This is a genomic window from Arthrobacter sp. G119Y2 (assembly GCF_038069765.1).
Taxonomy (GTDB): Bacteria; Actinomycetota; Actinomycetes; order Actinomycetales; family Micrococcaceae; genus Arthrobacter_B.
The window spans coordinates 79,854-102,407 of the sequence record NZ_JBBPFS010000003.1 but is presented as its reverse complement, the minus strand read 5'-3'; the positions used below and the strand labels follow the sequence as shown (position 1 = coordinate 102,407).

Genomic DNA, 22,554 nt, shown 5'->3' with positions numbered 1-22,554 from the left:
AATTCCGGAACGGGTGCGGGCCTGCCGTAGGGTTGGTTCGTGCCAAACCCCGTGCGATTTAATCCCCTGATCGGTCTGCCCCTCGCCATCGTGGCCGGGGCGGCCATGCCCGTGCAGTCCCGTGTCAACGGAGCACTCGGGACACGGCTCGACGACGGCCTGGCCGCGGCGCTGGTCAGCTTCTCGGTGGGCCTGGTGGTGATGATCCTGATTTCGGTCCTGCTGCCGCGCGGCCGTGCCGGTGCCGCCCAGCTGCTGCCGGCGCTGCGGGAACGACGCTTTCCCCGCTATTACGTGCTGGCCGGAGCCATCGGCGGCTACTTTGTGCTGTCCCAAACCCTGACCGTCGCCGTCCTGGGGGTTGCCGTGTTCACGGTTGCCGCCGTCGCCGGCCAGACGCTGACCGGCCTGGTGGTGGACCGCCTGGGCATTGGTCCGGCGGGCAAAAAGGCGCTCACCGTGATGCGGGTGGTGGGCGCCGTACTGACCATCGCCGCCGTCGCCTGGGCCGTCAGCCCCAAGCTGGCCGGGACATCCGAAGCGTCCGACCTGCTGCTTCCGGTGCTGCTGCCGCTGACGGCCGGCATGCTGATGAGCTTCCAGCAGGCCATGAACGGAACCACCGGCATGCACTACGGCACTCCGATCACCGCCACGCTGGTCAACTTCATCGCCGGAACCGCTGTGCTTGGCCTGATGTGGCTGGTGAAGGTGGCCGTCTCCGGCGTCGGCCAGCCGCTGCCGGGGGAGTGGTACCTGTATCTGGGCGGACCGACGGGGTGCGTCTTCATCGGACTGAGCGCGCTGCTGGTGCGCAGCCTGGGCGTGCTGCTGACGAGCCTGGGCATGATCGGCGGCCAGCTCATCGGCTCGCTGCTGCTGGACATCTTCCTTCCCGCGCCGGGCAGTGTTGTGGTGGCAGCCACCGTGCTGGGAACTCTGCTGACTCTGGCGGCCATCGTCCTGGCGACGCTGCCGTGGAACATGCCCGGGGTGCTCCGCCGCCGCTGAGCCGGCCGGCCCGCCGATCCCGTCCGGGCTGCCAGCGGGACCTGCCGGGCCGTGCCCGTCAGTCCAACTGCGCCGGTCCCGTCGGCCGGTAGCAGTGTTTGGGCTCCCTCGCCTTAAGCTGGTAGTTGTAGCTTTTGCCCTCCGCAAGTCCCTCACCGTGCAACCTGCCGGTGAACACTGCGGGCGGGACCACGAGCGGACCGCACCCAGCGGCCCTGTAAACACGAAAGAACGGCGGTACCATTCCATGGCTTCGACCAAATCCAAACTGGATCCGATCATCTCCCTCGCCAAGCGCCGGGGGTTCGTCTTCCAGTCGGGTGAGATTTACGGCGGGTCCCGGTCCGCATGGGATTACGGACCCCTGGGTGTCGAGCTCAAGGAAAACATCAAGAAGCAGTGGTGGCAGCACATGGTCCGCGGCCGCGACGACGTCGTCGGGCTGGATTCCGCCGTCATCCTGCCCCGCCAGGTCTGGGAAGCCTCAGGCCACGTGGAGGTCTTCTCCGACCCCCTGGTGGAGTGCCTGAGCTGCCACAAGCGCTACCGCGCCGACCACCTCGAAGAGGCCTACGAGGAAAAGAAGGGCCACGCACCGGAAAACGGCCTGGCCGACATTGCCTGCGTAAACTGCGGCACCAAGGGCCAGTGGACCGAGCCGCAGGAATTCTCCGGCCTGCTCAAGACCTTCCTGGGTCCGGTCGCCAACGAAGAGGGCATGCACTACCTGCGTCCGGAAACCGCGCAGGGCATCTTCGTGAACTTCAACAACGTGCTGACCACTTCGCGCAAGAAGCCCCCGTTCGGCATCGGCCAGATCGGCAAGAGCTTCCGCAACGAAATCACCCCGGGCAACTTCATCTTCCGCACGCGCGAGTTCGAGCAGATGGAAATGGAGTTCTTCGTCGAGCCGGGCACGGATGAGGAATGGCACAAGTACTGGATCGAGAACCGGTTCAACTGGTACACCCAGCTGGGTATCGACCCGGAGAACCTGCGCCTGTTTGAACACCCGAAGGAAAAGCTGAGCCACTACTCCAAGGGCACCACCGACGTCGAATACCGCTTCGGCTTCGCCGGCTCCGAGTGGGGCGAGCTGGAAGGCATCGCCAACCGCACCGACTTTGACCTGGGCACGCACTCCAAGCACTCCGGCACCGACCTGAGCTACTTCAACCAGGCCACCAACGAGCGCTTCACTCCGTACGTGATTGAGCCCGCCGCCGGCCTGACCCGTTCCTTCATGGCGTTCCTGGTGGATTCCTACACCGAGGACGAGGCCCCCAACGCCAAGGGCGGCGTCGACAAGCGCACCGTCCTGAAACTGGATCCGCGCCTGGCCCCGGTGAAGGCCGCCGTGCTGCCGCTGAGCCGCAACGAGGACCTGTCCCCGAAGGCCAAGGACCTCGCCGCGCAGCTGCGCCGGAACTGGAACATCGACTTCGACGACGCCGGTGCCATTGGCCGCCGGTACCGCCGTCAGGACGAAATCGGCACCCCGTTCTGCATCACCGTGGACTTCGACACCCTCGAAGACCAGGCCGTCACCGTGCGCGAGCGTGACTCGATGGCCCAGGAGCGGGTGAGCCTGGACAAGGTTGAGGGCTACCTCGCGGAACGGCTGATCGGCGCGTAATGGCCTTGACGTTCCGCGAATGGCGCGAAGATGACGACCTGGCCCTGAACCAGCTCTGGGGCGATCCGGAAACGGTGCAGTCCGGGCAGTTCCGGGCAGTCCTGCGGCCCTCGTCCAACGAGCCCTGGAGCCGCTGCATCGTGGCCGAAGACGACGGTATTCCGGTAGCCGCCGGCGTCGTTTACGAGACCTCGCTGCATCCGGACCGGCTGTGGGTTTATGTGGAAGTGGCCCGGGAGAACCGGCGTGCCGGCCTCGGGTCCACCCTGCTGGCGATGCTGCGCCGCGAAGCCGAAGCAGCGCCGTCGGGCGTAACGAAGCTGCGCGCGAAGGTGGAGCCGGGAACCTCCGGCGCTGCCTTCGCGGAGGCGGCCGGCTTCTCCCGCATCCAGCGTTCCCGCGTTGTTGTGGTGGAGCCGGGGCGGATTAGCCTGCCGGTCTTCCAGGACGACGCCGGGCCTCAGCTGGACGAAGCCGCCACCGGATCGGTGGAACTCACCCAGGCCGTGGTGGCGTTCTACAACGCCGTGCACGGGTGGGACCGGTCGGAGATGACGCTGGGGCGGGCGCAGCAGATGCTGCTCAACGACGCCACCGGTGCCGCCGGAGCCGTGGTCCTGCGCGATGCGCCCAAGGCACAGGGCGGCAAGATCGCTGCCTTTGCCGTGAGCTACACGCAGAACCGCACGGACGAGCCGGCCGATGTGTTCCTGGGCTACGACCCGTCGCTGGAACAGTCGGAGCAGGAGGCCGCGCTCGAATCGCTGCTGGCCCTGCTGACCTACCAGTACCCGATCCAGCTGGAGGTGGACGAGTCCATGAAGCCCGTGGCCCGGATCATCCAGGCCCTGCTGGAAAAGGGTGCCGCCCGCGAAGTCGGGCCGGCAACGGAGATCGTCAGCACGTAACCGGCGGTACTGCGGGTGCCGGGCTTTCGGGGCGGCCGCGGTTATCGCTGCAACGACGACGACGGCGGGTGCGGGTTCCTTCGGGGGCCGGCGCCCGCCGTCGTTGTGTTTGCGGCCGGCCGGGCTGCGGAGCGGAGGCGGCCCGTCCGTAGTACAGATAACGGGCCTATCCCGGCCTGAGAAGCCCGTTATCTGTACTCCCGACGACTGACGAGATTCGCCGAGACGGCTCGTAGTTGGGACAATGATGCCGACCGTGTTTCCTGCGTCCGTACCACCGGGCCGCAGCACCGCGCCTACGCCAAAGGATCCCATGGGACACAGCCATTCCCCGCACTCCGATGAGCCTCCGTCCCCGGTTGCTCTGGCCGCCCGGCGGCGGGCCAACCTGCTGCTGACCTTCATCCTGGTGCCGCTGGGGCTGCTGGCCCTGGTGGCGATGCTGCTGATGTGGCCCTCGGGGGACCGCAGCTCCGTCACCGTTGCCGACCCGTATGCCACCGCCGACGGCGTCACCTTCGACACCGGCAAGGTCCAGCGGGTCAGCCGGGAGGACTGCCCGTCCTCGGCCGCGCTCGTCGAGGCCGGCGGCACCGCCCAGGAATGCCTCGTCGCGTACACGGTTCCCGACGCCGGGGGGACCACCATCCAGGTGGAAGTTCCGCCGGAGGTGGCCAAGGGCGATGTCATCGAAGCCGGCGACAGCATCCGCTACCTGAACCTGGAAGCCGTAATGCAGGGCGGTGGAGGTGCTCCGCCGTACGTCTTCGTGGACTTCGTCCGTACCATTCCGATGGCGGCACTGACCGTGCTCTACGCGGGAGTGGTCATCGCCGTCGCGCGCTGGCGCGGTCTGCGCGCACTGGTGGGGCTGGCCGGAGCCTATGCCGTCCTGGCCGGGTTCATCCTGCCCGGACTGGTGGAAGGGCAGCCGCCGCTGCTGCTCGGGCTGGTCGGGTCCAGCGTGATCATGTTCGGGGTGCTGTATTTTGCCCACGGATTTACGGCCCGGACCTCCACGGCGCTGCTGGGGACGCTGTTCGGGCTCTCGATCACGGCCTGTCTGGCGGCGTGGGCAACCGACGCCGCGCACCTGGTGGGGGTCGACGACGAAAACGCGTACACGCTCATCAACTCGTCGGAGAGTATTTCGGTGTCCGGCATCATTCTGTGCGGGCTGATCATCTCGGGCCTGGGGGTGCTCAACGACGTCACCATCACCCAGTCCTCCGCGGTGTGGGAAATGTATGAGCTGGCTCCCGGCGCCAGTGCCAAGCGGCTCTTCTCCGGAGCGATGCGGGTTGGCCGGGACCACATCGCCTCCACCGTTTACACCATCGCCTTTGCCTACGCCGGGGCCGCCCTGCCGGTGCTCATCCTGGTCTCGCTGTACGACCGGCCGTTTATGGACAGTCTTACCGGCGGGGAGCTGGCCGAGGAAGTAATCCGCACGCTGGTTGGTTCCGTCGGCCTGGTGCTGGCGATTCCCGTGACGACGGCGATCGCCGTGCTGGTGGTCAAAGCGGTCGGGATCAAGGGCGTGCCCCGGACTGCAGTGTCCGATGATTCCTTGCAGCCGGCACTCGAGCCCGCGGCGGTTGTTGCGGGAACGGTCGGGGACGGAACGGTCGGGGACGGAACGGCCGGCACTGGAACGGCTGGGGACGGAACGGCCGGCGGCACCGCTGACGCTCCGGTCACCCGCCGCTCGCTGCGCAACCGCCCGTAACCGCCCGTAACCGCGCCGCCGTCGTCGTCGTCCGTTTTCGCGACGACGACGGCTCGACCCGCGGGGACTTAAGGAGCTGCCGGGGCAGGCGCGGGGATCACCGGCGGTTCGAAGGTGAACGTCATCCCCAGCAGCCACACCAGCAGCAGGACCACCGGCAGATGGATGATGAACTGCAGGAACGTGAAGCCCACCAGATCGCGCGCCCGCAGTTTCAGCACCGCCAGCAGGGGCAGCATGAAGAACGGGTTGATCAGGTTCGGCAGGGCCTCGGCCACGTTGTAGATCTGCACCGTCCAGCCGAGGTTCATTTCCACATCGGTGGCCGACTGCATCACGTACGGCGCCTCAACCAGCCACTTGCCGCCGCCCGAGGGAACAAAGAGTCCCAGAATGATGGTGTAGACGGCAATGACGACGGCGAAGGCCCCGCCGGCACCGATGCTGGTGAAGAATCCGGCGAGATGCTCGGACAGGGTTGTTCCGCCTGCCCCTTCGGCCTTGGTCAGGATGGCGGCCATGGCGGCATAGAGCGGGAACTGGACGAGGATGCCGGCGGTGGCAGGCACCGCCTTCGTCACTGCCTGCAGGAAGTTCCGCGGCGTGCGGTGCAGCACCAGGCCCAGGATCAGGAACACGAGCAGGTATCCGTTGAGGCTGGAGATCACGCTCAGGAAAGGCTTGGTCACAAATTGTGAAACCAGCCAGCCGGCGGTCAGCAGCCCCATCAGCGCGGGCAGGATCGGGCTGTACTCCAGCCATTCTCCGGGGCGTTCGCGCTGGGAGGCGGGTTCCGGGGTGTCATCGAGGTCGACGCCGAGCTCCTGTGCCGTGCGGACCGCCTCACCCTTGGGGGCTGAAAAATGGGCGATCACCGTGGTCAGCGCAATCAGGATGACGCAGGTCAGCAGGGACTGCCACGTGAAGATGGTCTTGCCGAAGTCGAGGACGCCGGTCACTTCCAACAGTGCCGGAGGCAGGGAGGCCGCCGTGGCCTGCAGCTGCGCCGCAGAGGAGGACAGCCCGAGGGCCCAGACGGCGCCCAGACCCATGAAGGCGGCCGCACCGAGCGCGCGGTAGTCCACGCGCAGATCCGTCCGCCGGGCAATGGCCCGTGCCAGCAGCCCGCCGAACACGATGCTCAGGCCCCAGTTCAGGAAGGACACGGACATGGACAGGAACGCCACGAAGCTCACGGCCGTGGTGGCGCTCTGCGGAACACGGGCCAGCCGGGCGATCAGCTTCGCGACCGGGGGAGAGGTGGCCACCACGTAGCCCGTCAGCACCACCATGGACATTTGCAGCGTAAAGGCGGTCAGGTCCCAGAACCCGTTGCCGAACGAGTCCGCCACTGCCTGCGGCGAGGACCCGTTGAACAGGGCGGCCAGGGCTATGAGGACAACTCCGCCCAGGGCAAAGATGTAGGCATCCGGAAACCATTTCTCGGTCCAGCGGGCCAGGGTCTGGGCAACTCTGGCCAGGCCCTTCTCGGAACCCGCAGAGCGGGTGGTAGCGGTAGACATGAAGAGATCCTCATTCCTAGGTTGCGGCGGTGAAACCAGGGGGTGCGCTCGTGAAAGGCCGCACTGTGATGCGGGCCACCTGAACGCTAGGGGCAGCGGTTCCGCCCTGTCAATCAATGCCGTCCCGGCCGGTCGAGCTGCCGGACGGTCAAGTCCGGTGCCTTTCGCCCGCAACCGATTCCGCTGGATCTGCCCTTCCCGGAGATCGGTAGTACAGATAACGGGCTTATCGGAGATCGGTAGTACAGGTAACGGGCCTATCCCGTCCGGATGAGCCCGGTATCTGTACTACGGGAGGGCCATGGAACCCCGGCAGGCAGGATTTGCACCGGCTTGAGAGAATGGGGGTGTGACTGTTTCATCCCCAGAACTCAAGCTCGAGCTGCCCCCGCTGCAGCTCGGTCCCATCACCGTGGATACGCCGGTAATCCTGGCTCCCATGGCCGGCATTACCAACAAGGCCTTCCGCCGCCTCTGCCGTGAATACGGCGGCGGCCTGTACGTGACGGAAATGGTCACCTCCCGCGCCCTCGTGGAGCGCTCGCCGGAATCGCTGCGCATCATTGAGCACGACGACGACGAAAAGGTCCGCTCCGTCCAGCTGTACGGCGTTGACCCCGTGACCGTCGGCGCCGCCATCCGCATCCTCGTCGAGGAAGACCGCGCCGACCACATTGACCTGAACTTCGGCTGCCCCGTCCCCAAGGTCACCCGCAAGGGTGGCGGCTCGGCCCTGCCCTGGAAGCTGGACCTGTTCAAGGCCATCGTGCAGACCGCGGTAAAGGAAGCCTCCAAGGGCAACGTCCCGCTGACCATCAAGATGCGCAAGGGCATCGACGAGGATCATCTGACCTTCCTCGACGCCGGCCGCATCGCCCGCGACTCCGGTGTCGCCGCCGTCGCCCTGCACGGCCGCACCGCCTCCCAGTTCTACTCCGGCAAGGCCGACTGGTCCGCCATCGCCGAATTGCGTGAAGCACTGCCGGACATCCCCGTCCTCGGCAACGGTGACATCTGGTCCGCCGAGGACGCCATTGCCATGGTGCGCGAGACAGGCGTCGACGGCGTCGTCATCGGCCGCGGCTGCCAGGGCCGGCCCTGGCTCTTCGGCGACCTGCAGGCAGCCTTCGAAGGCAGCGACCTGCGGCACCGCCCGGGCCTGAAGGAAGTCTCCGAGAGCGTCTACCGGCACGCCGAACTGCTGGTGGAAACCTTCGGCGGCGAAATGATGGCCCTGCGAGACATCCGCAAGCACATGGCCTGGTATTTCAAGGGCTACGTTGTCGGCGGGGACCTCCGCGCCCAGTTGGCCACCGTGCCCACGCTCGAAGTGCTCCGTGAGCTCCTGGACCAGCTGGACCCCGACGCCCCGTACCCCGGCGTCGACGCCGAAGGGCCCCGCGGGCGTGCCGGATCACCGAAAAAGACCGCACTGCCGGAAAACTGGTTGGAATCGCGGGAGCTCAATGCCGCACAGAAGTCCGTCATTTCCGCAGCCGAACTCAACATCTCAGGTGGCTAAACACCCATGACCTTTCCGCAGGCTTTCCAAACCGCAGGCTATACCGACGTTGACCTTGCACGATGGGTCACCGAGCCTGCCAAGAACACCAACCGGACCCAGTTCGGCCGGGACCGCGCCCGCGTGCTGCATTCCTCGGCGCTGCGCCGGCTGGGCGCCAAAACGCAGGTCGTGGCTCCGGACACCGACGACTTTGTCCGGACCCGCCTGACGCACTCCCTGGAAGTGGCCCAGGTGGGCCGCGAACTGGGCAATGCGCTGGGCTGCGACCCCGACGTCGTCGACGCCGCCTGCCTTTCGCACGACCTGGGACACCCGCCGTTCGGGCACAACGGCGAAACCGCGCTGAACGACATTGCGCACGCCATCGGCGGTTTCGAGGGCAACGCCCAGACCCTGCGGCTGCTGACCCGGCTCGAGCCCAAGATCATAGCGCCAGACGGCGGCCCGGCCGGCCTGAACCTGACCCGCGCCTCCCTCGACGCCGCCACCAAGTACCCCTGGCCGATCACCGAAGCACCGCTGGTCAACGGGCACCGCACCACCAAGTTCGGTGTCTATGAGGATGATCTGCCGGTGTTCACCTGGCTGCGCGACGGCGCCCCCGCCGGCCGCTCCTGCCTCGAGGCCCAGGTCATGGACCTTGCCGATGACATTTCCTACTCCGTGCACGACGTCGAAGACGCCATTGTGGCCGGCCACGTCCAGCTCAAGTGGCTGGACAACCCGGACCAGCGCGCGCGCGTGGTCGGCTACACGCAGCAGTGGTACCTGCCCGGCACCGACGGTGCGGCCATCGAAGCGGCCCTGAAGCGGCTGGAGTCCGATCCGGTCTGGGTCCGCGAATCTGACGGCAGCCGCAAGGCGATGGCGGCGCTCAAGGACATGACCAGCCAGCTGATCGGCCGGTTCTGCAACAGCGCCCTCGAAGCCACCCGCGGCATTTACGGCACCGATCCGCTCACGCGGTACCACGCGGAAATGGTCATCCCGGAGGAAACCCGCCTCGAGATTGCGGTGATGAAGGGCCTGGCCACCACCTTTGTGATGACCACCGACCAGCGCCAGCCCCTCTATGAACGGCAGCGCGAAATCCTCACCGCCCTGGTGGCGCAACTGTCGGCCACGGGGGACCGGCACCTGGAGCCGATGTTCGCCGCTGACTGGCGCGAGGCGGACGACGACGGCGCACGGCTGCGCGTGGTGGTGGACCAGGTGGCGTCCCTCACTGACGGATCGGCTTTGGCTCTGCACGAACGGCTGGTCGGACCGGTTCCGGCGCTCTGGTAAACGGATTTTCCGGCCTCCGCGCGGCCGGACGGCCACGACGGGCCGGCCCGTGCTGCCGGACCGGTTAGGACAGGAAGAATAGACTGGGTGGCATGGTCGGTCTGATTAAACGCGAAGATATTGACGAAGTACGCTCCCGCACCGACATCAAGGCCGTGATTGACGGCTATGTGACGCTCAAGTCCGCCGGCATCGGCTCCTACAAGGGCCTGTGCCCGTTCCACGACGAGCGTTCACCGTCCTTCCACGTCCGCCCGCAGGTGGGGTCCTACCACTGCTTCGGCTGCGGCGAGAGCGGCGACGTCATCTCCTTCGTGCAGAAAATGGACCACGGAACCTTCTCCGAGACGGTGGAGAAGCTCGCCGCCCGGCTCGGTTACGAGCTGCACTACGAGGACGGCGGCACCGGCCCCCGCCGTGAAGACGTGGGCAAGCGCCAGCGCCTCCTGGATGCCCATAAGATCGCCGCGGAGTTCTTCGTGGCCCAGCTGCGCACCCCAGGTGCCCAGGCTGCCCGGGATTTCCTGCAGGAGCGCGGCTTCGACCCGGCGGCAGCACACCACTTCGGCGTCGGCTATGCCCCGCAGGGCTGGGACTCGCTGCTCAAGCACCTCACCGACAAGGGCTTCACCCGCGAGGAACTGGCCGGCACCGGCATGTTCTCCACCGGCTCCGACGCCTCCCGTTTCTACGACCGTTTCCGCGGCCGGCTGATCTGGCCCATCCGCGACCTGACCGGCGCCGTCATCGGTTTCGGTGCGCGCAAACTGTACGAGGATGATCAGGGTCCCAAATACCTGAACACCCCGGAGACCGCGCTCTACAAGAAGTCCCAGGTGCTGTACGGCATTGACCTGGCCAAGCGTTCCATCGCCAAGGACCGGCAGATCGTCGTCGTCGAGGGCTACACCGACGTGATGGCCTGCCACCTGGCCGGGATCACCACCGCCGTCGCAACCTGCGGCACCGCCTTCGGCGAGGACCACATCAAGATTGCCCGCCGGCTGCTCTCCGACGACGGCACCGGGGGAGAGGTCATCTTCACCTTCGACGGCGACGCCGCCGGCCAGAAAGCTGCCCTGCGTGCGTTTGACCTGGACCAGCGTTTTACGGCCCAGACCTACGTGGCGGTTGACCCCGAGGGCATGGATCCCTGTGACATCCGGCAGAAGCACGGCGACTCCGCCGTTGCCGAGCTGATCCGCTCCCGCCGTCCCCTGTTTGAGTTCTCGATCCGTTCCACGCTGCGCAAGTTCGATCTGAACACGGTGGAAGGACGGGTGCAGGCACTGCGCGCCGCGGCGCCCGTGGTGGCCGAAATCCGTGATCCCGCCATGCGCCCGGCCTACGCCCGCGAGCTTGCCGGCTGGCTGGGGACCGACGTCGACGACGTCACCCGGGCCGTTGCGGGAGCTGCCAAGCGGCTGCGCGAGGGCGGCTCGCACGGCAAGGGCCAGCACAACACCTCAGGGCACGACGACGGCCGCGGCTCCCAGCGCGACGCACGGGGCGCCCAGCACCGTGACGCCCGTGAGGGCCGGGGTCCCCAGCAGGGCCAGCACACCGGGTACCAGCAGCAGGTGCCGGAACCCACGCTGGAGCCGCCGGCGTTCTCCCGGCCGGATCCGCGGGACCCGGCCGCACGCATGGAGCGCCAGGCTCTGGAAGTTGCGCTGCAGCAGCCGGGACTGCTGGACGAGGGGCAGTGGGAGCGCTTCAAAGCTGCCCGCTTTTCGGTTCCCGCGTATTTGGCGGTGCACAACGCCATCATTGCCGCAGGCCAGGCCGGTACCGCTCCGGCGCAGTGGGTGGAGCAGGTCCGCCAGGAGCTTCCCGACACGCTGCGCGACTTTGTCAGCGAGCTGGCGGTGACGCCGCTGCATGCGCGCGACGACGACGCCCTGCAGCGCTACTGCCGGGACATCCTGAACCGGCTGTTCGAACTGCAGGTGACCCATCTGAAGGCGGAAAAGCTCGGTCAGCTGCAGCGGCTGGACCCCACTGCGGACCCTGCTCTGTTCCAGCAGCTGAACCGGGACCTGATGGAACTGGAAATGCAGCGCCGGGCTCTCCGCGGCGACCAGTAGGCGGCCCCGCGGGGAAGCCTGCATCGGTGCCAGGGCGCCGATTTCGCTTCCCCGCGAAACCTCTGTAGAGTAGGACACGCGCTTTCCTCCGTAGCTCAATTGGCAGAGCATTCGACTGTTAATCGAAGGGTTACTGGTTCAAGTCCAGTCGGAGGAGCAAGTAAATGAGGCCCTGACCGGGTATACCGGTCAGGGCCTCATTGTTTGTCAGTTACCGCCTGGCCGCAGAACGCAGCGTGTCCCGCACAGCGTAGTAGGCCGGTTTCCGGGTGAAGTTCTCGTCCATCACTGTCGCTTCACCTTCTCCGGCGAAAAAGACCGGAACCCAGGAGTATTTGTCGGTAAAGCCCCAGATGGTGAAGGACCTGCAGCCGTCGACGGCGAGGCAGGCCTCGAGGGCACGCTGGTAGTAGTCTGCCTGCTTCTCCAGCTGGGCCGCCGTGGGCTCCGTGCCGGCAGCGACGTCCATGCGCACATCCATCTCGGTAACCGCCGTCTCCAGCCCCAGGTCGTCGAAGCGCTGCAGGTTGGCCTGGAGGTTGGAGGGGAAACCGTAACGGGTGCTCAGATGGCCCTGCACGGCGAAGCCGTCCACCGGCACCCCCTGAGCCTGAAGCCGCGGAATGAGTTCCAGATAGGCGTTGCTCTTCGCATTGATGTCCTCGACTCCGAAGTCGTTGAAGAACAGCTTGGCCGACGGATCGGCTTCATGCGCCCAGCGGAAGGCGTCGGCGATAATGTCCGGACCCAGCTCGCGGATCCAGATGTTGTCAGCTGTGCGCAGGGTTCCGTCGTCGTTGAAGATCTCGTTGGCAACGTCCCACTGCTGGATTTTTCCGGCGTACCGGCCCACCACCGTCTGAATATGGTCCTTGAGGATCGCACGCAGCTCGTCATCCGAGAAGTTCCCCTGCTCCAGCCACTGAGGGTTCTGACTGTGCCAGAACAAGGTATGGCCCCGCACCGCCTGCTTGTTCTTTTGCGCAAACCGGACAATCGCATCCATTTCGGCGAAGCGGTAGACGCCGGGCTCCGGATGAATGAATTCCCATTTTGCCTGGTTCTCGGGGGAGACAGAGCTGAATTCGGCCCCTAAAAGCTTGCGGTATTCCTTGTCGAAGGTAAAAGGATCCGGGTAGTCCTGGCTCTCATGGTGGCCGCCGCCTGCCACGGCGGAGCCAATTTTGAAGTCCTTCGGTGCTGCGCGGCGCAGGGTGTCCTGTTTCGATTGCCCGGGCGGGTGTTTTCCGTCCGGTTGGTGTGCCTGCGCCGGAGCCGCTTGCAGCAGCAGCGCCGAGGCCAGGACTGCTGCGAGGAGTAACTGCGGAACCTTCATGAGACTCTCCCTTGAGTAAAGGTATCCGGCCATCGGAACGGTCGTCCCACCGGCCTTGCAGCCCCGGGGATCCGCTGTGCGGAAAGGCCGGGACCAGACAAAGGCTAGGAACAGAGAGCAGGAGGGTCAAGGGTGCCGGGCGTCATTGGGGCAGGCAGGTGCACCGGTGCTCATTTCGGCCCGCAAAAGAGAGTCAGACCACACCGCAGCCGTGCACATGCACTCCAAAAACCCTGTATAGTAGAACTCGCGCTTTCCTCCGTAGCTCAATTGGCAGAGCATTCGACTGTTAATCGAAGGGTTACTGGTTCAAGTCCAGTCGGAGGAGCAAACAGGCTCCCCGGCCAGCTTAAAATGCTGGCCGGGGAGCCTTTTTTTGACCGGTTTGCGGTCCCAACCCCGCCGTTTTTGACCGGCTGCCCGGCCATGACCTGCGGCAGGCGGGCAGGGCTCCCCGGGCGTGATTTCCGTTACACTGAAAATCGGCACGCCACCGACGCCGGCCGGGCCCTTTCCCGGCATCTTCGGCAGGAGCTTCATCGTGACCGCACACGCACGCGACCGGCAGCGTCCCGTCAGCACGGAGGAAATCTTCGCCTCGCACGAGGGCGGAAAGCTCTCGGTTGATCCGCTGCTGCCTCTGGACAGCACCCGCGCCCTCTCCATCGCCTACACGCCCGGCGTCGCCCAAGTCAGCCGGGCCATCGCCGCCGATCCGGCCCTGGCACAAACCCACACCTGGGCCTCAAGGCTGGTTGTGGTGGTGAGTGACGGCACCGCCGTCCTGGGGCTGGGGGACATCGGTCCGGCCGCCGCGCTGCCGGTCATGGAAGGAAAGTCGGCCCTGTTCAAGGCCTTCGGCGGCCTGAATGCCATCCCGCTGGTCCTGAACACCACCAACACTGACGAGATCATCGAAACGCTGCTCCGGCTGCGCCCCAGCTACGGAGCCGTGAATCTCGAGGATGTTTCGGCACCCCGCTGCTTCGAACTGGAGCAGCGGCTCATCGAGGCACTGGACTGCCCCGTGATGCATGATGACCAGCATGGGACCGCCATCGTGGTCCTGGCCGCCCTGCGCAACGCCGCGCGGGTCACCGGCCGACCCCTGGAAGGACTCAAAGTGGTGATCTCGGGGGCCGGAGCCGCCGGTGTCGCCTGTGCCAACATCCTGCTGGAGGCCGGCATTTCCGACGTCGTGGTGCTCGACTCCCGCGGTGTTCTCGCAACGTCCCGGACAGATCTCAGCAGCGTCAAAACGGACCTGGCGGCGCGGACCAACCCGCGCGGCGTGTCCGGATCAGCAGCGGACGCACTGAGGGGCGCTGACGCCTTTATCGGGGTTTCCTCCGGCACGGTCGATGAAGCCATCCTGGCGAAGATGGCGCCGGATGCCATCATTTTTGCGCTCTCCAACCCCGATCCCGAAGTTCATCCCGACGTCGCCGCCCGCTACGCTGCGGTCGTAGCGACCGGCCGCAGCGATTTTCCGAACCAGATCAACAACGTGCTGGCCTTCCCGGGCGTGTTCCGCGGTGCCCTGGACAGTGGTGCCAAGCGAATCACTCCCGCCATGAAGGTCGCAGCTGCCGACGCCATCTCTGATCTGGTGGGCGGAGATCTTGCCGCTGACTTTATTGTTCCGAGTGCGCTGGACCCGAGAGTAGCTCCGGCAGTTGCGGCCGCGGTGGCGGATACCGTTAGCCGCTGACGCCGGCGGACACCGAGGCCGGCGGGCGCAGTGCACCGCGCCGGCCGGTGCGAACAGGCAGCAGGCTCCGGTCCCGAAAGGCGGCCGGAGCCTGCTGCTTCTTTCGTGCCCTCCCTGCCTGCTCCCGGCTTACGTGTTCCCTCCGCCGCACGTCATGCCTAGGGTTATGCGTAGGATTACTAGGTTTGGGGCGGAACTTTTTAACTAACGGACGAGAGACAGAGGAACCTTCCATGGGCGCGAGCCAGCCAAGGCCTAATCCGGGCGAATCAGAGAAGGTGGCCCATCCTTTCAAGGTGATTGCCGTCACTGTGGCGGCTGCGGTGGGCGGTCTGCTGTTCGGCTTTGACACCGCCGTCATCAACGGCGCGGTGGACGCCATCGGTGAAGAATTCACGCTCAGCCCCGGGGTGCTGGGGTTCACCGTCGCCATTACCCTGCTGGGATGCGCGGTCGGTGCCTGGTTTGCCGGGCAGCTCGCGGACCGGCTGGGCCGCAAGAAAGTCATGGTTGGCGCCGCTGTTCTCTTCGCCGCCAACTCCGTCGGTTCCGCCTACGCCTTCAGCGAGTGGGATCTGATGTGGTGGCGCCTCGTCGGTGGCCTCGCCATCGGCACCGCCTCCGTGATCGCCCCGGGCTACATTGCAGAAGTTGCCCCCAACAAATGGCGCGGCGCGCTGGGCTCCGTCCAGCAGCTGGCCATCACGCTGGGCATTTTCGCGGCGCTGCTCTCCGACGCGTTCCTGGCGAACTCCGCCGGAAGCGCGCTGGGTGAACTGTGGTGGGGACTGGCTGCCTGGCGCTGGATGCTCCTGGTGGGTGTGCTCCCGGCCATTGTCTACGGCGTACTCGCGCTGACCATTCCCGAGTCGCCGCAGTACCTGGTGCGCAAGGACCGCGACGAGGATGCAGCGAAGGTGCTCCGCAACGTGTCCGGCGTCGTCGACACAGACCTGAAGATCCGCCAGATCCGTGAGAGCTTCAACAGCAAGCAGCCCACCTTCAGGGACCTCCGCGGCCCGAAATTCGGCCTGCAGCCCATCCTCTGGGTGGGCATGGCCATTGCTGCCTTCCAGCAGCTGGTGGGTATCAACGCGATCTTCTACTACTCCACGACGCTGTGGAAATCGGTGGGATTCAGCGAAAGCGACTCGTTTACGACGTCGGTCATCACCTCGATCATCAACGTCGTCATGACTCTGGTGGCCATCGCGTTTGTTGACCGCATCGGCCGCCGGAAGCTGCTCATGATCGGTTCCGCCGGAATGTTCGTGGGCCTGCTGATGGCAACGGTTTCGTTCTCGCAGGCTGAAGGCATGGGCGACGACGTCGCGCTGCCCGGCATCTGGGGTCCGGTGGCCCTCGTGGGCGCCAACCTCTTTGTCATCTTCTTCGCCGCCACCTGGGGGCCGGTCATGTGGGTCACCCTCGGCGAGGTTTTCCCGAACAATATCCGCTCGCTGGCGCTGGGGCTCGGCGCGATGGTCAACTGGATCTTCAACTTCATTGTGACCCTCTCGTTCCCCTGGGTCAGCGACAACTTCGGCGTCTGGATTATGTACGCGATCTTCACGATCTTCTCTGTCCTGTCCTTCTGGTTCGTGAAGACCAAACTTCCCGAATTCTCCGGGCGCGCGCTGGAGGACCGGGAAGGCCTCGGTGCCCCGTAGGGTGAGGGGAAACCTGTTCACAGTGTGAAAGCTGAGGAGAATGGTAATTTTGGGTAATGGCAACGGCGAAGATTAATCAGGAGACGGAGGCAGGGCGCATGAATCGCTCCGCTAGCACACGAAGGACTGCAGGGAGTTCGTCATTGGTGGGCCTGGCGAAGGTGATGGCCCGCCTGACCCCGCGTCAGCTGAACGACGAATTCGCCCTCGCCACCGCCGAGATGAAGCAGAAGGGCATCAAGGCCGGAGTGGCTGCGGCCTTTATGGTCGTTGCGCTGCTTTTCGCCGCGGCCCTGGCGATTGCGCTGATCGTTGCCGCGATCCTCGGACTGGGCACGATCATGCCGGACTGGCTCGCCGCCCTGCTGGTGGCCCTGCTGTTCCTGGTGATTGCCGCCGTGGGAGCACTGATCGGCGTCAACAGGTTCAAGAAGACGCTGCCGCTGCTGCCCGAGGAAGCCCTCTACGGCCTGCGCTATGACCTTGGCGTCCTGAAGGAAGGCCGCAGCTTCGACCCGGCCACGCTGGAGAAGAAGCCGAAGGAGCCCAAGGACAAGGACAAGGAAAAGAAGAAGAAGGAACAGGCCGACGACGGGCCCGCCCAGGCGACGCCCGAAGAACTGCGTACCCGTGCCCGCCAGCGGCGCGAGCACATGGCGGCCGTCCGCGACGGCCTCGGTGAAAAGGTTGACGTCAAGGCGCAGATCCGCGAGCTCAAGGCACGCCGGGCCGCTCAGCAGCGCAGCTCCGGCACCTCCGACCAGGGCAGCGGGGCGTCTTCGGCCGACGACATCATGGCCCTGATCAAGGAGCGGTGGCAGCCGCTGACGGTCCTGGCGGCATCGCTGCTGGCCATGGCCATGATGATCCGCAGGCTTTCCGCCAAGTAGGTCCCGCCATCGCTGATAGGGGAAGTGGGCCGTGATCAGGTTGATCGGTGCAGGAACACGCCCGGGCCGCAAGATGACGGTCACGGACACTTTCTGGACCGTTCCCAACCTGATCACGGTCCTTCGCTTTCTGGGGGTACCGCTTTTCGTCGCCCTTATTGTGGACGAAAACTACGGGCCGGCTTTCATCACCCTCGTGGTGGTCGGCTCCACTGACTGGGTGGACGGGTACCTGGCCCGCCGGCTGAACCAGGTATCCCGCGTGGGCCAGTGGCTGGACCCCGTGGCGGACCGCCTGGCCCTGATTGTGGTGGCGGTGACCTTTGTGGTCCAGGGCATCGCACCCGCATGGCTGGTCCTGGCGATTGTGATTCCCGATGCCATCCTTATCATCAACGCCCTGGTGCTCTTCCGCGGCAGCCCCGACCTGCCGGTCAGCAACATCGGAAAAATCCGGACGGCGCTGCTGCTGCTGGGTGCCCCGCTCCTGCTGCTGCAGCGGGTTCCCGGTTTTGACTACGAGTGGCTGTCCACCACCGGAAACACCGTGCTGCTGCTGGGCTGCGCGGGCCACATCATTGCAGCGGTTGGGTACCTGCGGGCCTCGTGGCACAAGTACGCCCGGGAGCGCAGTGCGGCCGGGAACGGCTGATGGTTGGCGTAGCAATCGTCTGCGCCCTGGCCAGCGCCGTCTTCCTGGCCTTCGGTGCCCAGCGCCAGGGAAGCGCCGTCAGCGCCGACACGGGCGGGCTGGAACTCCATTCCTCCCAGCTGGTGCGGCTGCTGCGCAACCCCCGCTGGCTGCTGGGACTGCTTCTGCTGGGGGTGGGGATGGCGCTCAACGTCACCGCGCTCACCCTTGCTCCGCTGACCGTGGTGCAGCCCATCGGTTCCATTGCCCTGGTGATCACCACGGTGGTCAACTCCCGCGACCAGGGCCTGCGGATGAACCGCGTCACCATTGTCTCCATCGTGGCCTGCGTCCTCGGCAGCGCGCTTTTTGTCTCCCTCGCCGTCGGCGTCACCCGTGACCCGGGGGAGATCAAGCCGGCGCAGGAGCTGATCATCGTCCTAATTCTGGCAGTGGTTGTGGTGTTCTTCGGCACACTCAATGCGTTGTTTGGGCGCAGGATCGGGGCCATCGGGTTCATTGTCGGAGCCGGCGTCCTGTTCGGATTCGTGGCCGTCCTGACGAAGGTCATTACCGCTGACCTGCTCAACCCGAACGGCCGTTTCCTGCTGAACGTCCCCTGGTACACCGTCGTCGGCATTGCGGTAGCTGGCGGGCTGGGGGCCTGGTTCGTACAAAGCGCCTACTCCAGCGGACCGCCGGACCTAGTGATCGCCGGGCTCACTGTCATCGACCCGATGGTGGGCATTGCGATCGGCATCGGAGTCCTCCAGGAACTTCAGCCCGACGTGCCCGCAGTGGCGGCCGTTGCCATGGGCGTGGCAGCTTTGATTGCTATCGTGGGGGTGTTCGCGCTCTCCCGCTACCATCCGGATGTCATCCAGCGGCGGGCAGAGGCACGGCACCGGCAAAAGCAGGCCGCCGCGAAAACTGGAAAAGACCAAAAGAGGGGCTCCCTTTGACCGACGCAACGGCCGACAAACCGCTGACGATCCTCATTGCCTGTGACACCTATCCGCCGCACCTCAACGGCGCGGCACAGTTCGGCTACCGCCTCGCCAAGGGCATGAACGGACGGGGCCACAACGTGCACGTCCTGGCGCCTAACGACGTTGACGGCGGCAGCCGCTCCGATCTCGACGGCGACTGGCCGGTCCACCGCCTGCGGTCCCACGGCGTACCCACGCACGAGTACTGGCGCATCTGCCTGCCGTGGCAGATCAAGAAGGAGATCAGCCTCCTCTTCGACCGGGTCCAGCCGGACGTGGTGCACATCCAGTGCCACTACATGGTGGGGGAGTACACCCTCTACGAGGCGGAGAAGCGCGGGATCAGGGTCATCGCCACCAACCACTTCATGCCCGCGAACCTTGACCCCTTCCTGCCGTTTCCCCGCTGGTTCAAGGACATTGTGGCCAAGAATTCGTGGAAGGACATGGGTAAGGTCATGGGCCGCGCGGCCGTGGTCACCACGCCCACGCCGCTGGCGGCCAAGGCCATGCACGCCCACGCCTTCCTGCCGGATGTCCTGCCCCTGTCCAACGGCATCGACGCTTCGGTCTACGAACTGCAGCCGGGCGAGCCCGTCGAGCGGAACGAACATCCCACGGTTCTGTTTGTCGGGCGGCTGGCTGAGGAAAAGCACGTGGACGTGATGATCGACGCCGTGGCCAAGGCTCCCGCGCACCTGAACGTCCACGCCGAGATTGTGGGCGGCGGCGAGGTCAAGTCCAGCCTGCAGGCGCAGGTCAAGCGGCTGGGGCTGGAAGACCGCGTGGTTTTCCGCGGACTCGTGTCCGACGAGGAGCTGCGGCGGGCCTACCAGCGCGCCGATGTGTTCGTGATGCCGGGAACCGCCGAACTGCAGTCCCTGGTGACGCTCGAAGCCATGTCCGCCTCCACCCCGGTGCTCCTGGCCGATGCCATGGCGCTGCCGCACCTGGTGGATCCGGGCCGGAACGGGTACCTGTTCACCCCGGGCAACAGCGATGAGCTGAGCAAGCGGCTGACCGAGATCCTGGAGCTGGACCCTGAGGAGCGGGCCGCAATGGGCGCCCACAGCAGGTCCATGGTGGAGCGGCACAGCCTGGATGCCACCCTGTCCACATTCGAGGATTTGTACTACGGGCGGCCGGTGACCCAGGGGGCCATCTAGTTGCCTTCGGCAGGCCGGGGAGCCAATTGGCTCCCCGGCTGCGGCAGACACTAGGATGTTTCTATTGCCCTCGCGGGCAGCCAGGCCCTCAGGGGTCCTGGGGCTGTAGCTCAGCTGGTCAGAGCAGCGGACTCATAATCCGTGGGTCGTGGGTTCAAGCCCCACCAGCCCTACAAGATGCGTGATGAGCCGGAGTGTCGTTTCCGGATGCGTCGCAACACAGCTGGCACCCCGGTCTTCGGACCGGGGTGTTTTCTTTTGCCTTGCCTGGAGCCCTGCACGCCCGCGTCTTCCGTGCCCCCGCGGCCCGGCGCCGTCCGAGCCCGTGTTGTGGATCATATTACCGGTGGGTAACATAGGTGAGACCGGATTCACAGTCCCGGATCATCGATGATCAGCAACGAAGGATATTTCCATGGCAACTATCGACGTCGACAATCTTCCGTACGCGGACGGCGACTTCTACGCATTCGAGGACCTGCTCTCGGACAAAGAGCGGGACCGCCTCCACGAGGTCCGGGCATGGTTGAAGACCGAGGTCACGCCGTACGCCGCGGACTGGTGGAACGCGGGGGAGTTCCCGCACCACATGATTCCGAAGATTGCCGAACTGGATGTCATGAGCCCGGTGTACCGGCAGGGCCACTCCAACCTGTTTGCCGGCCTGTGCCACGCGGAGTTCACCCGCGCCGATACTTCGTTTGCCACTTTCCTGGGTGTCCATGACGGACTCTTCACCGGCTCCATTGAAGCGCTGGCATCCGAAGAGCAGAAGGCCGCCTGGCTGCCGGACATCTACTCCATGAAGAAGATCGGCGCGTTCGGTCTGACGGAACCGCTGGGCGGCTCGGATGTGGCCGGTGGAACCCGGACCACTGCACGCCGCGACGGCGATAACTGGATCCTCAACGGCGAGAAGCGCTGGATCGGCAACGCCACGTTCTCCGACTGGGTCGTTATCTACGCCCGCGACGTGGCGGACAACCAAGTGAAGGGCTTCCTGGTCGACACCAAGACCAAGGGCTACAGCGCCACCAAGATCGAAAACAAGATTGCCCTGCGCACCGTGCAGAACGCTGACATTGTCCTGGACAACGTGGTGGTCAGCGACGACTTCCACCTCAAAGGCGCCAACAGCTTCAAGGACACGAACAAGGTCCTCAAGGTCACCCGTCTGTCGGTCGCGTGGCAGGCAGTCGGCCAGCAGATGGCAGCCTTCGACGTCGCCCGCAAGTACGCCGTGGAACGCCACCAGTTCGGCAAGCCGCTGGCCTCCTTCCAGCTGATCCAGGAACAGCTGGTCCAGATGCTGGGCAACACGGTCAGTTCGCTGGGCATGATGGTCCGCCTGGCGCAGCTCGAAGATCTCGGCAAGGCCAAGGACGAGCAGTCCGCACTGGCCAAGGCCTTCACCACGGCCCGCATGCGCGAGACCGTGGCCATGGGCCGCAGCATCCTCGGCGGCAACGGAATCGTCACCGACTACGGCATGGCCAAGATCTTCGCCGACGCCGAAGCGATTTACTCTTACGAGGGCACCTACGAAATCAACACCCTCGTCACCGGCCGCGCCATCACCGGCGTGGCGGCATTCGTCTAGGAAACGTTCCGACCGCGCCCGGCAATAGCTGCCGGGCTGAAGAGCTGAAGACCCAGCGGTGGAAAAGTGCTGAAGACTCAGTGCTGAACAGTGCTCAACAGTGCTGAAGACACAGCGGTGGACAGGTATGGCCGGGCCCGGCGGGGCCGGCCATACCTGTTTTTCTGTCTTCTATGTCTCTGTCAGGGTCTTTTATGTTCTGTCAGGCCGACAATGGCTTTCGGGCCGACAATCTTCACTTCAGCGGCAACAGCACCGACGGCCTCCGGTCCGTAACGTACTTCAGCGGATTCACGTATTCCCGGTTGAGGCGAACACCCCAATGCAGGCAGGACGCGGCACAGTGGCCCGGAACCGCGGACGCCGGATCGGCAAGCGTGCCCAGCACCTCGCCTTCGGCCACCGAGTCGCCGGCCGATTTCTCCGCAAGCACAGGTTCAAAACTGGCAAGCAGACCGTCGCCCAGATCCACTGTGAGTACCGGGCGGTTCACCACCCAACCGGCGAAGGTCACGGTCCCGGCGGCCGGGCTGAATACCGGTGCTCCGGGCGGCGCAGCCAGATCCACGCCCCGGTGTCCGGCGAGCCACCGCTGCGGCGGAGCTTCAAAGGGGCGCACCAGGGCGGGCGCGGGGGAGAGCGGCCAGCTCCATTCCGGCTCATAACTGCTGACCGCCTGCGGTCCACTGCCGGCCCCTTGATCCCAGCCCGCGGCAGGAACCGTCACGGCAAGGAACAACCCCGCCAAAATTCCGGCCCAGGCCAGTGGTCTCAACCGGGATCGGCGCTGCGCGCTGAACATACGCGCCCTGAACATACGCGCCCTGAACATACGCGCCCTGAGCAGATGCAGCC

The 22,554-nt window shown here is 65.6% G+C and carries 17 protein-coding genes and 3 tRNA genes; 17 read left to right on the top strand and 3 right to left on the bottom strand.

Translation table 11 applies throughout. The features are described from left to right. Positions 1–105 precede the first annotated feature (105 nt). The 4 genes from WKB88_RS07095 to WKB88_RS07080 all read left to right on the top strand — a co-directional run bounded on the left by WKB88_RS07095 (position 106) and on the right by WKB88_RS07080 (position 5,284). The gene (locus tag WKB88_RS07095) at positions 106–1,011 is read left to right on the top strand and encodes a DMT family transporter (RefSeq protein WP_445818894.1); all 906 of its coding nucleotides are present in this window, start codon (positions 106–108) and stop codon (positions 1,009–1,011) included. A gap of 247 nt (positions 1,012–1,258) precedes the next feature. Further along, on the top strand, positions 1,259–2,647 hold the full coding sequence (locus tag WKB88_RS07090) for a glycine--tRNA ligase (protein ID WP_341393840.1): 1,389 nt from the start codon (positions 1,259–1,261) through the stop codon (positions 2,645–2,647). Next, entirely contained in the window at positions 2,647–3,555 is a 909-nt protein-coding gene (locus WKB88_RS07085) for a GNAT family N-acetyltransferase (RefSeq protein WP_341393839.1), read from the top strand. Before WKB88_RS07090 ends, WKB88_RS07085 begins: the two co-directional genes overlap by 1 nt. Positions 3,556–3,868: 313 nt before the next feature. Further along, entirely contained in the window at positions 3,869–5,284 is a 1,416-nt protein-coding gene (locus WKB88_RS07080) for a YibE/F family protein (RefSeq protein ID WP_341393838.1), read from the top strand. 68 nt (positions 5,285–5,352) lie between these two features. On the opposite strand, the gene WKB88_RS07075 is transcribed toward WKB88_RS07080, so the two are convergent. Further along, positions 5,353–6,807 (bottom strand): short-chain fatty acid transporter, encoded by a 1,455-nt coding sequence (locus tag WKB88_RS07075; protein WP_341393837.1) that lies wholly within the window; start codon positions 6,805–6,807, stop codon positions 5,353–5,355. A gap of 349 nt (positions 6,808–7,156) precedes the next feature. Between WKB88_RS07075 and dusB the strand changes: the two genes are divergently transcribed. The 4 genes from dusB (at position 7,157) to WKB88_RS07055 (ending at position 11,863) form a co-directional block, all read left to right on the top strand. Further along, positions 7,157–8,329 (top strand): tRNA dihydrouridine synthase DusB, encoded by a 1,173-nt coding sequence (gene dusB, locus WKB88_RS07070; RefSeq protein WP_341393836.1) that lies wholly within the window; start codon positions 7,157–7,159, stop codon positions 8,327–8,329. A 6-nt stretch (positions 8,330–8,335) separates the two neighbouring features. Beyond that, complete coding sequence (locus WKB88_RS07065) at positions 8,336–9,619, top strand: deoxyguanosinetriphosphate triphosphohydrolase (RefSeq protein ID WP_341393835.1); 1,284 nt, start codon at positions 8,336–8,338, stop codon at positions 9,617–9,619. A 92-nt stretch (positions 9,620–9,711) separates the two neighbouring features. After that, positions 9,712–11,706 carry a DNA primase gene (gene dnaG, locus WKB88_RS07060; RefSeq protein WP_341393834.1) on the top strand — a complete coding sequence of 665 codons (1,995 nt, stop codon included), beginning with the start codon at positions 9,712–9,714 and terminating at the stop codon, positions 11,704–11,706. 84 nt (positions 11,707–11,790) lie between these two features. Beyond that, positions 11,791–11,863, top strand: a tRNA-Asn gene (locus WKB88_RS07055). Between the two features lie 54 nt (positions 11,864–11,917). On the opposite strand, the gene WKB88_RS07050 is transcribed toward WKB88_RS07055, so the two are convergent. Next, positions 11,918–13,042, bottom strand: a complete 1,125-nt coding sequence (locus WKB88_RS07050; protein WP_341393833.1) for an endo-1,4-beta-xylanase — start codon at positions 13,040–13,042, stop codon at positions 11,918–11,920. 255 nt (positions 13,043–13,297) lie between these two features. On the opposite strand from WKB88_RS07050, the gene WKB88_RS07045 reads away from it, so the two are divergent. From WKB88_RS07045 to WKB88_RS07005, 9 genes are all read left to right on the top strand, one after another. Then, positions 13,298–13,370: transfer RNA gene (locus WKB88_RS07045), tRNA-Asn, on the top strand. A gap of 213 nt (positions 13,371–13,583) precedes the next feature. After that, the gene (locus WKB88_RS07040) at positions 13,584–14,753 is read left to right on the top strand and encodes an NAD(P)-dependent malic enzyme (RefSeq protein ID WP_341393832.1); all 1,170 of its coding nucleotides are present in this window, start codon (positions 13,584–13,586) and stop codon (positions 14,751–14,753) included. A 233-nt stretch (positions 14,754–14,986) separates the two neighbouring features. Continuing rightward, positions 14,987–16,423: a sugar porter family MFS transporter gene (locus WKB88_RS07035; RefSeq protein WP_341393831.1), complete on the top strand. Its 1,437-nt coding sequence runs from the start codon at positions 14,987–14,989 to the stop codon at positions 16,421–16,423. A 98-nt stretch (positions 16,424–16,521) separates the two neighbouring features. Next, on the top strand, positions 16,522–17,313 hold the full coding sequence (locus WKB88_RS07030; protein ID WP_341393830.1) for a phage holin family protein: 792 nt from the start codon (positions 16,522–16,524) through the stop codon (positions 17,311–17,313). A gap of 31 nt (positions 17,314–17,344) precedes the next feature. Next, positions 17,345–17,965 carry a CDP-alcohol phosphatidyltransferase family protein gene (locus WKB88_RS07025; RefSeq protein WP_341393829.1) on the top strand — a complete coding sequence of 207 codons (621 nt, stop codon included), beginning with the start codon at positions 17,345–17,347 and terminating at the stop codon, positions 17,963–17,965. Continuing rightward, a complete protein-coding gene (locus WKB88_RS07020) occupies positions 17,965–18,906 on the top strand; it encodes a DMT family transporter (protein WP_341393828.1) in 942 nt (313 codons plus the stop codon). Before WKB88_RS07025 ends, WKB88_RS07020 begins: the two co-directional genes overlap by 1 nt. Beyond that, the gene (locus tag WKB88_RS07015; RefSeq protein ID WP_341393827.1) at positions 18,903–20,099 is read left to right on the top strand and encodes a glycosyltransferase; all 1,197 of its coding nucleotides are present in this window, start codon (positions 18,903–18,905) and stop codon (positions 20,097–20,099) included. Before WKB88_RS07020 ends, WKB88_RS07015 begins: the two co-directional genes overlap by 4 nt. Before the next feature lie 99 nt (positions 20,100–20,198). Next, positions 20,199–20,272 (top strand) — tRNA-Ile (locus WKB88_RS07010). 242 nt (positions 20,273–20,514) lie between these two features. Continuing rightward, positions 20,515–21,699 (top strand): acyl-CoA dehydrogenase family protein, encoded by a 1,185-nt coding sequence (locus tag WKB88_RS07005; protein ID WP_341393826.1) that lies wholly within the window; start codon positions 20,515–20,517, stop codon positions 21,697–21,699. 235 nt (positions 21,700–21,934) lie between these two features. Here WKB88_RS07005 and WKB88_RS07000 read toward each other — a convergent pair whose 3' ends face one another. Further along, a complete protein-coding gene (locus tag WKB88_RS07000; protein WP_341393825.1) occupies positions 21,935–22,426 on the bottom strand; it encodes a M23 family metallopeptidase in 492 nt (163 codons plus the stop codon). Between the last annotated feature and the right edge of the window lie 128 nt (positions 22,427–22,554).

Excerpts from the sequence above, each read along its gene's own strand:
- WKB88_RS07095 (WP_445818894.1), top strand. The coding sequence starts at position 106 with ATGCCCGTGCAGTCCCGTGTCAACGGAGCACTCGGGACACGGCTCGAC.
- WKB88_RS07090 (WP_341393840.1), top strand. The coding sequence starts at position 1,259 with ATGGCTTCGACCAAATCCAAACTGGATCCGATCATCTCCCTCGCCAAG.
- WKB88_RS07085 (WP_341393839.1), top strand. The coding sequence starts at position 2,647 with ATGGCCTTGACGTTCCGCGAATGGCGCGAAGATGACGACCTGGCCCTG.
- WKB88_RS07080 (WP_341393838.1), top strand. The coding sequence starts at position 3,869 with ATGGGACACAGCCATTCCCCGCACTCCGATGAGCCTCCGTCCCCGGTT.
- WKB88_RS07075 (WP_341393837.1), bottom strand. The coding sequence starts at position 6,807 with ATGTCTACCGCTACCACCCGCTCTGCGGGTTCCGAGAAGGGCCTGGCC.
- WKB88_RS07065 (WP_341393835.1), top strand. The coding sequence starts at position 8,336 with ATGACCTTTCCGCAGGCTTTCCAAACCGCAGGCTATACCGACGTTGAC.
- dnaG (WP_341393834.1), top strand. The coding sequence starts at position 9,712 with ATGGTCGGTCTGATTAAACGCGAAGATATTGACGAAGTACGCTCCCGC.
- WKB88_RS07050 (WP_341393833.1), bottom strand. The coding sequence starts at position 13,042 with ATGAAGGTTCCGCAGTTACTCCTCGCAGCAGTCCTGGCCTCGGCGCTG.
- WKB88_RS07035 (WP_341393831.1), top strand. The coding sequence starts at position 14,987 with ATGGGCGCGAGCCAGCCAAGGCCTAATCCGGGCGAATCAGAGAAGGTG.
- WKB88_RS07030 (WP_341393830.1), top strand. The coding sequence starts at position 16,522 with ATGAATCGCTCCGCTAGCACACGAAGGACTGCAGGGAGTTCGTCATTG.
- WKB88_RS07020 (WP_341393828.1), top strand. The coding sequence starts at position 17,965 with ATGGTTGGCGTAGCAATCGTCTGCGCCCTGGCCAGCGCCGTCTTCCTG.
- WKB88_RS07005 (WP_341393826.1), top strand. The coding sequence starts at position 20,515 with ATGGCAACTATCGACGTCGACAATCTTCCGTACGCGGACGGCGACTTC.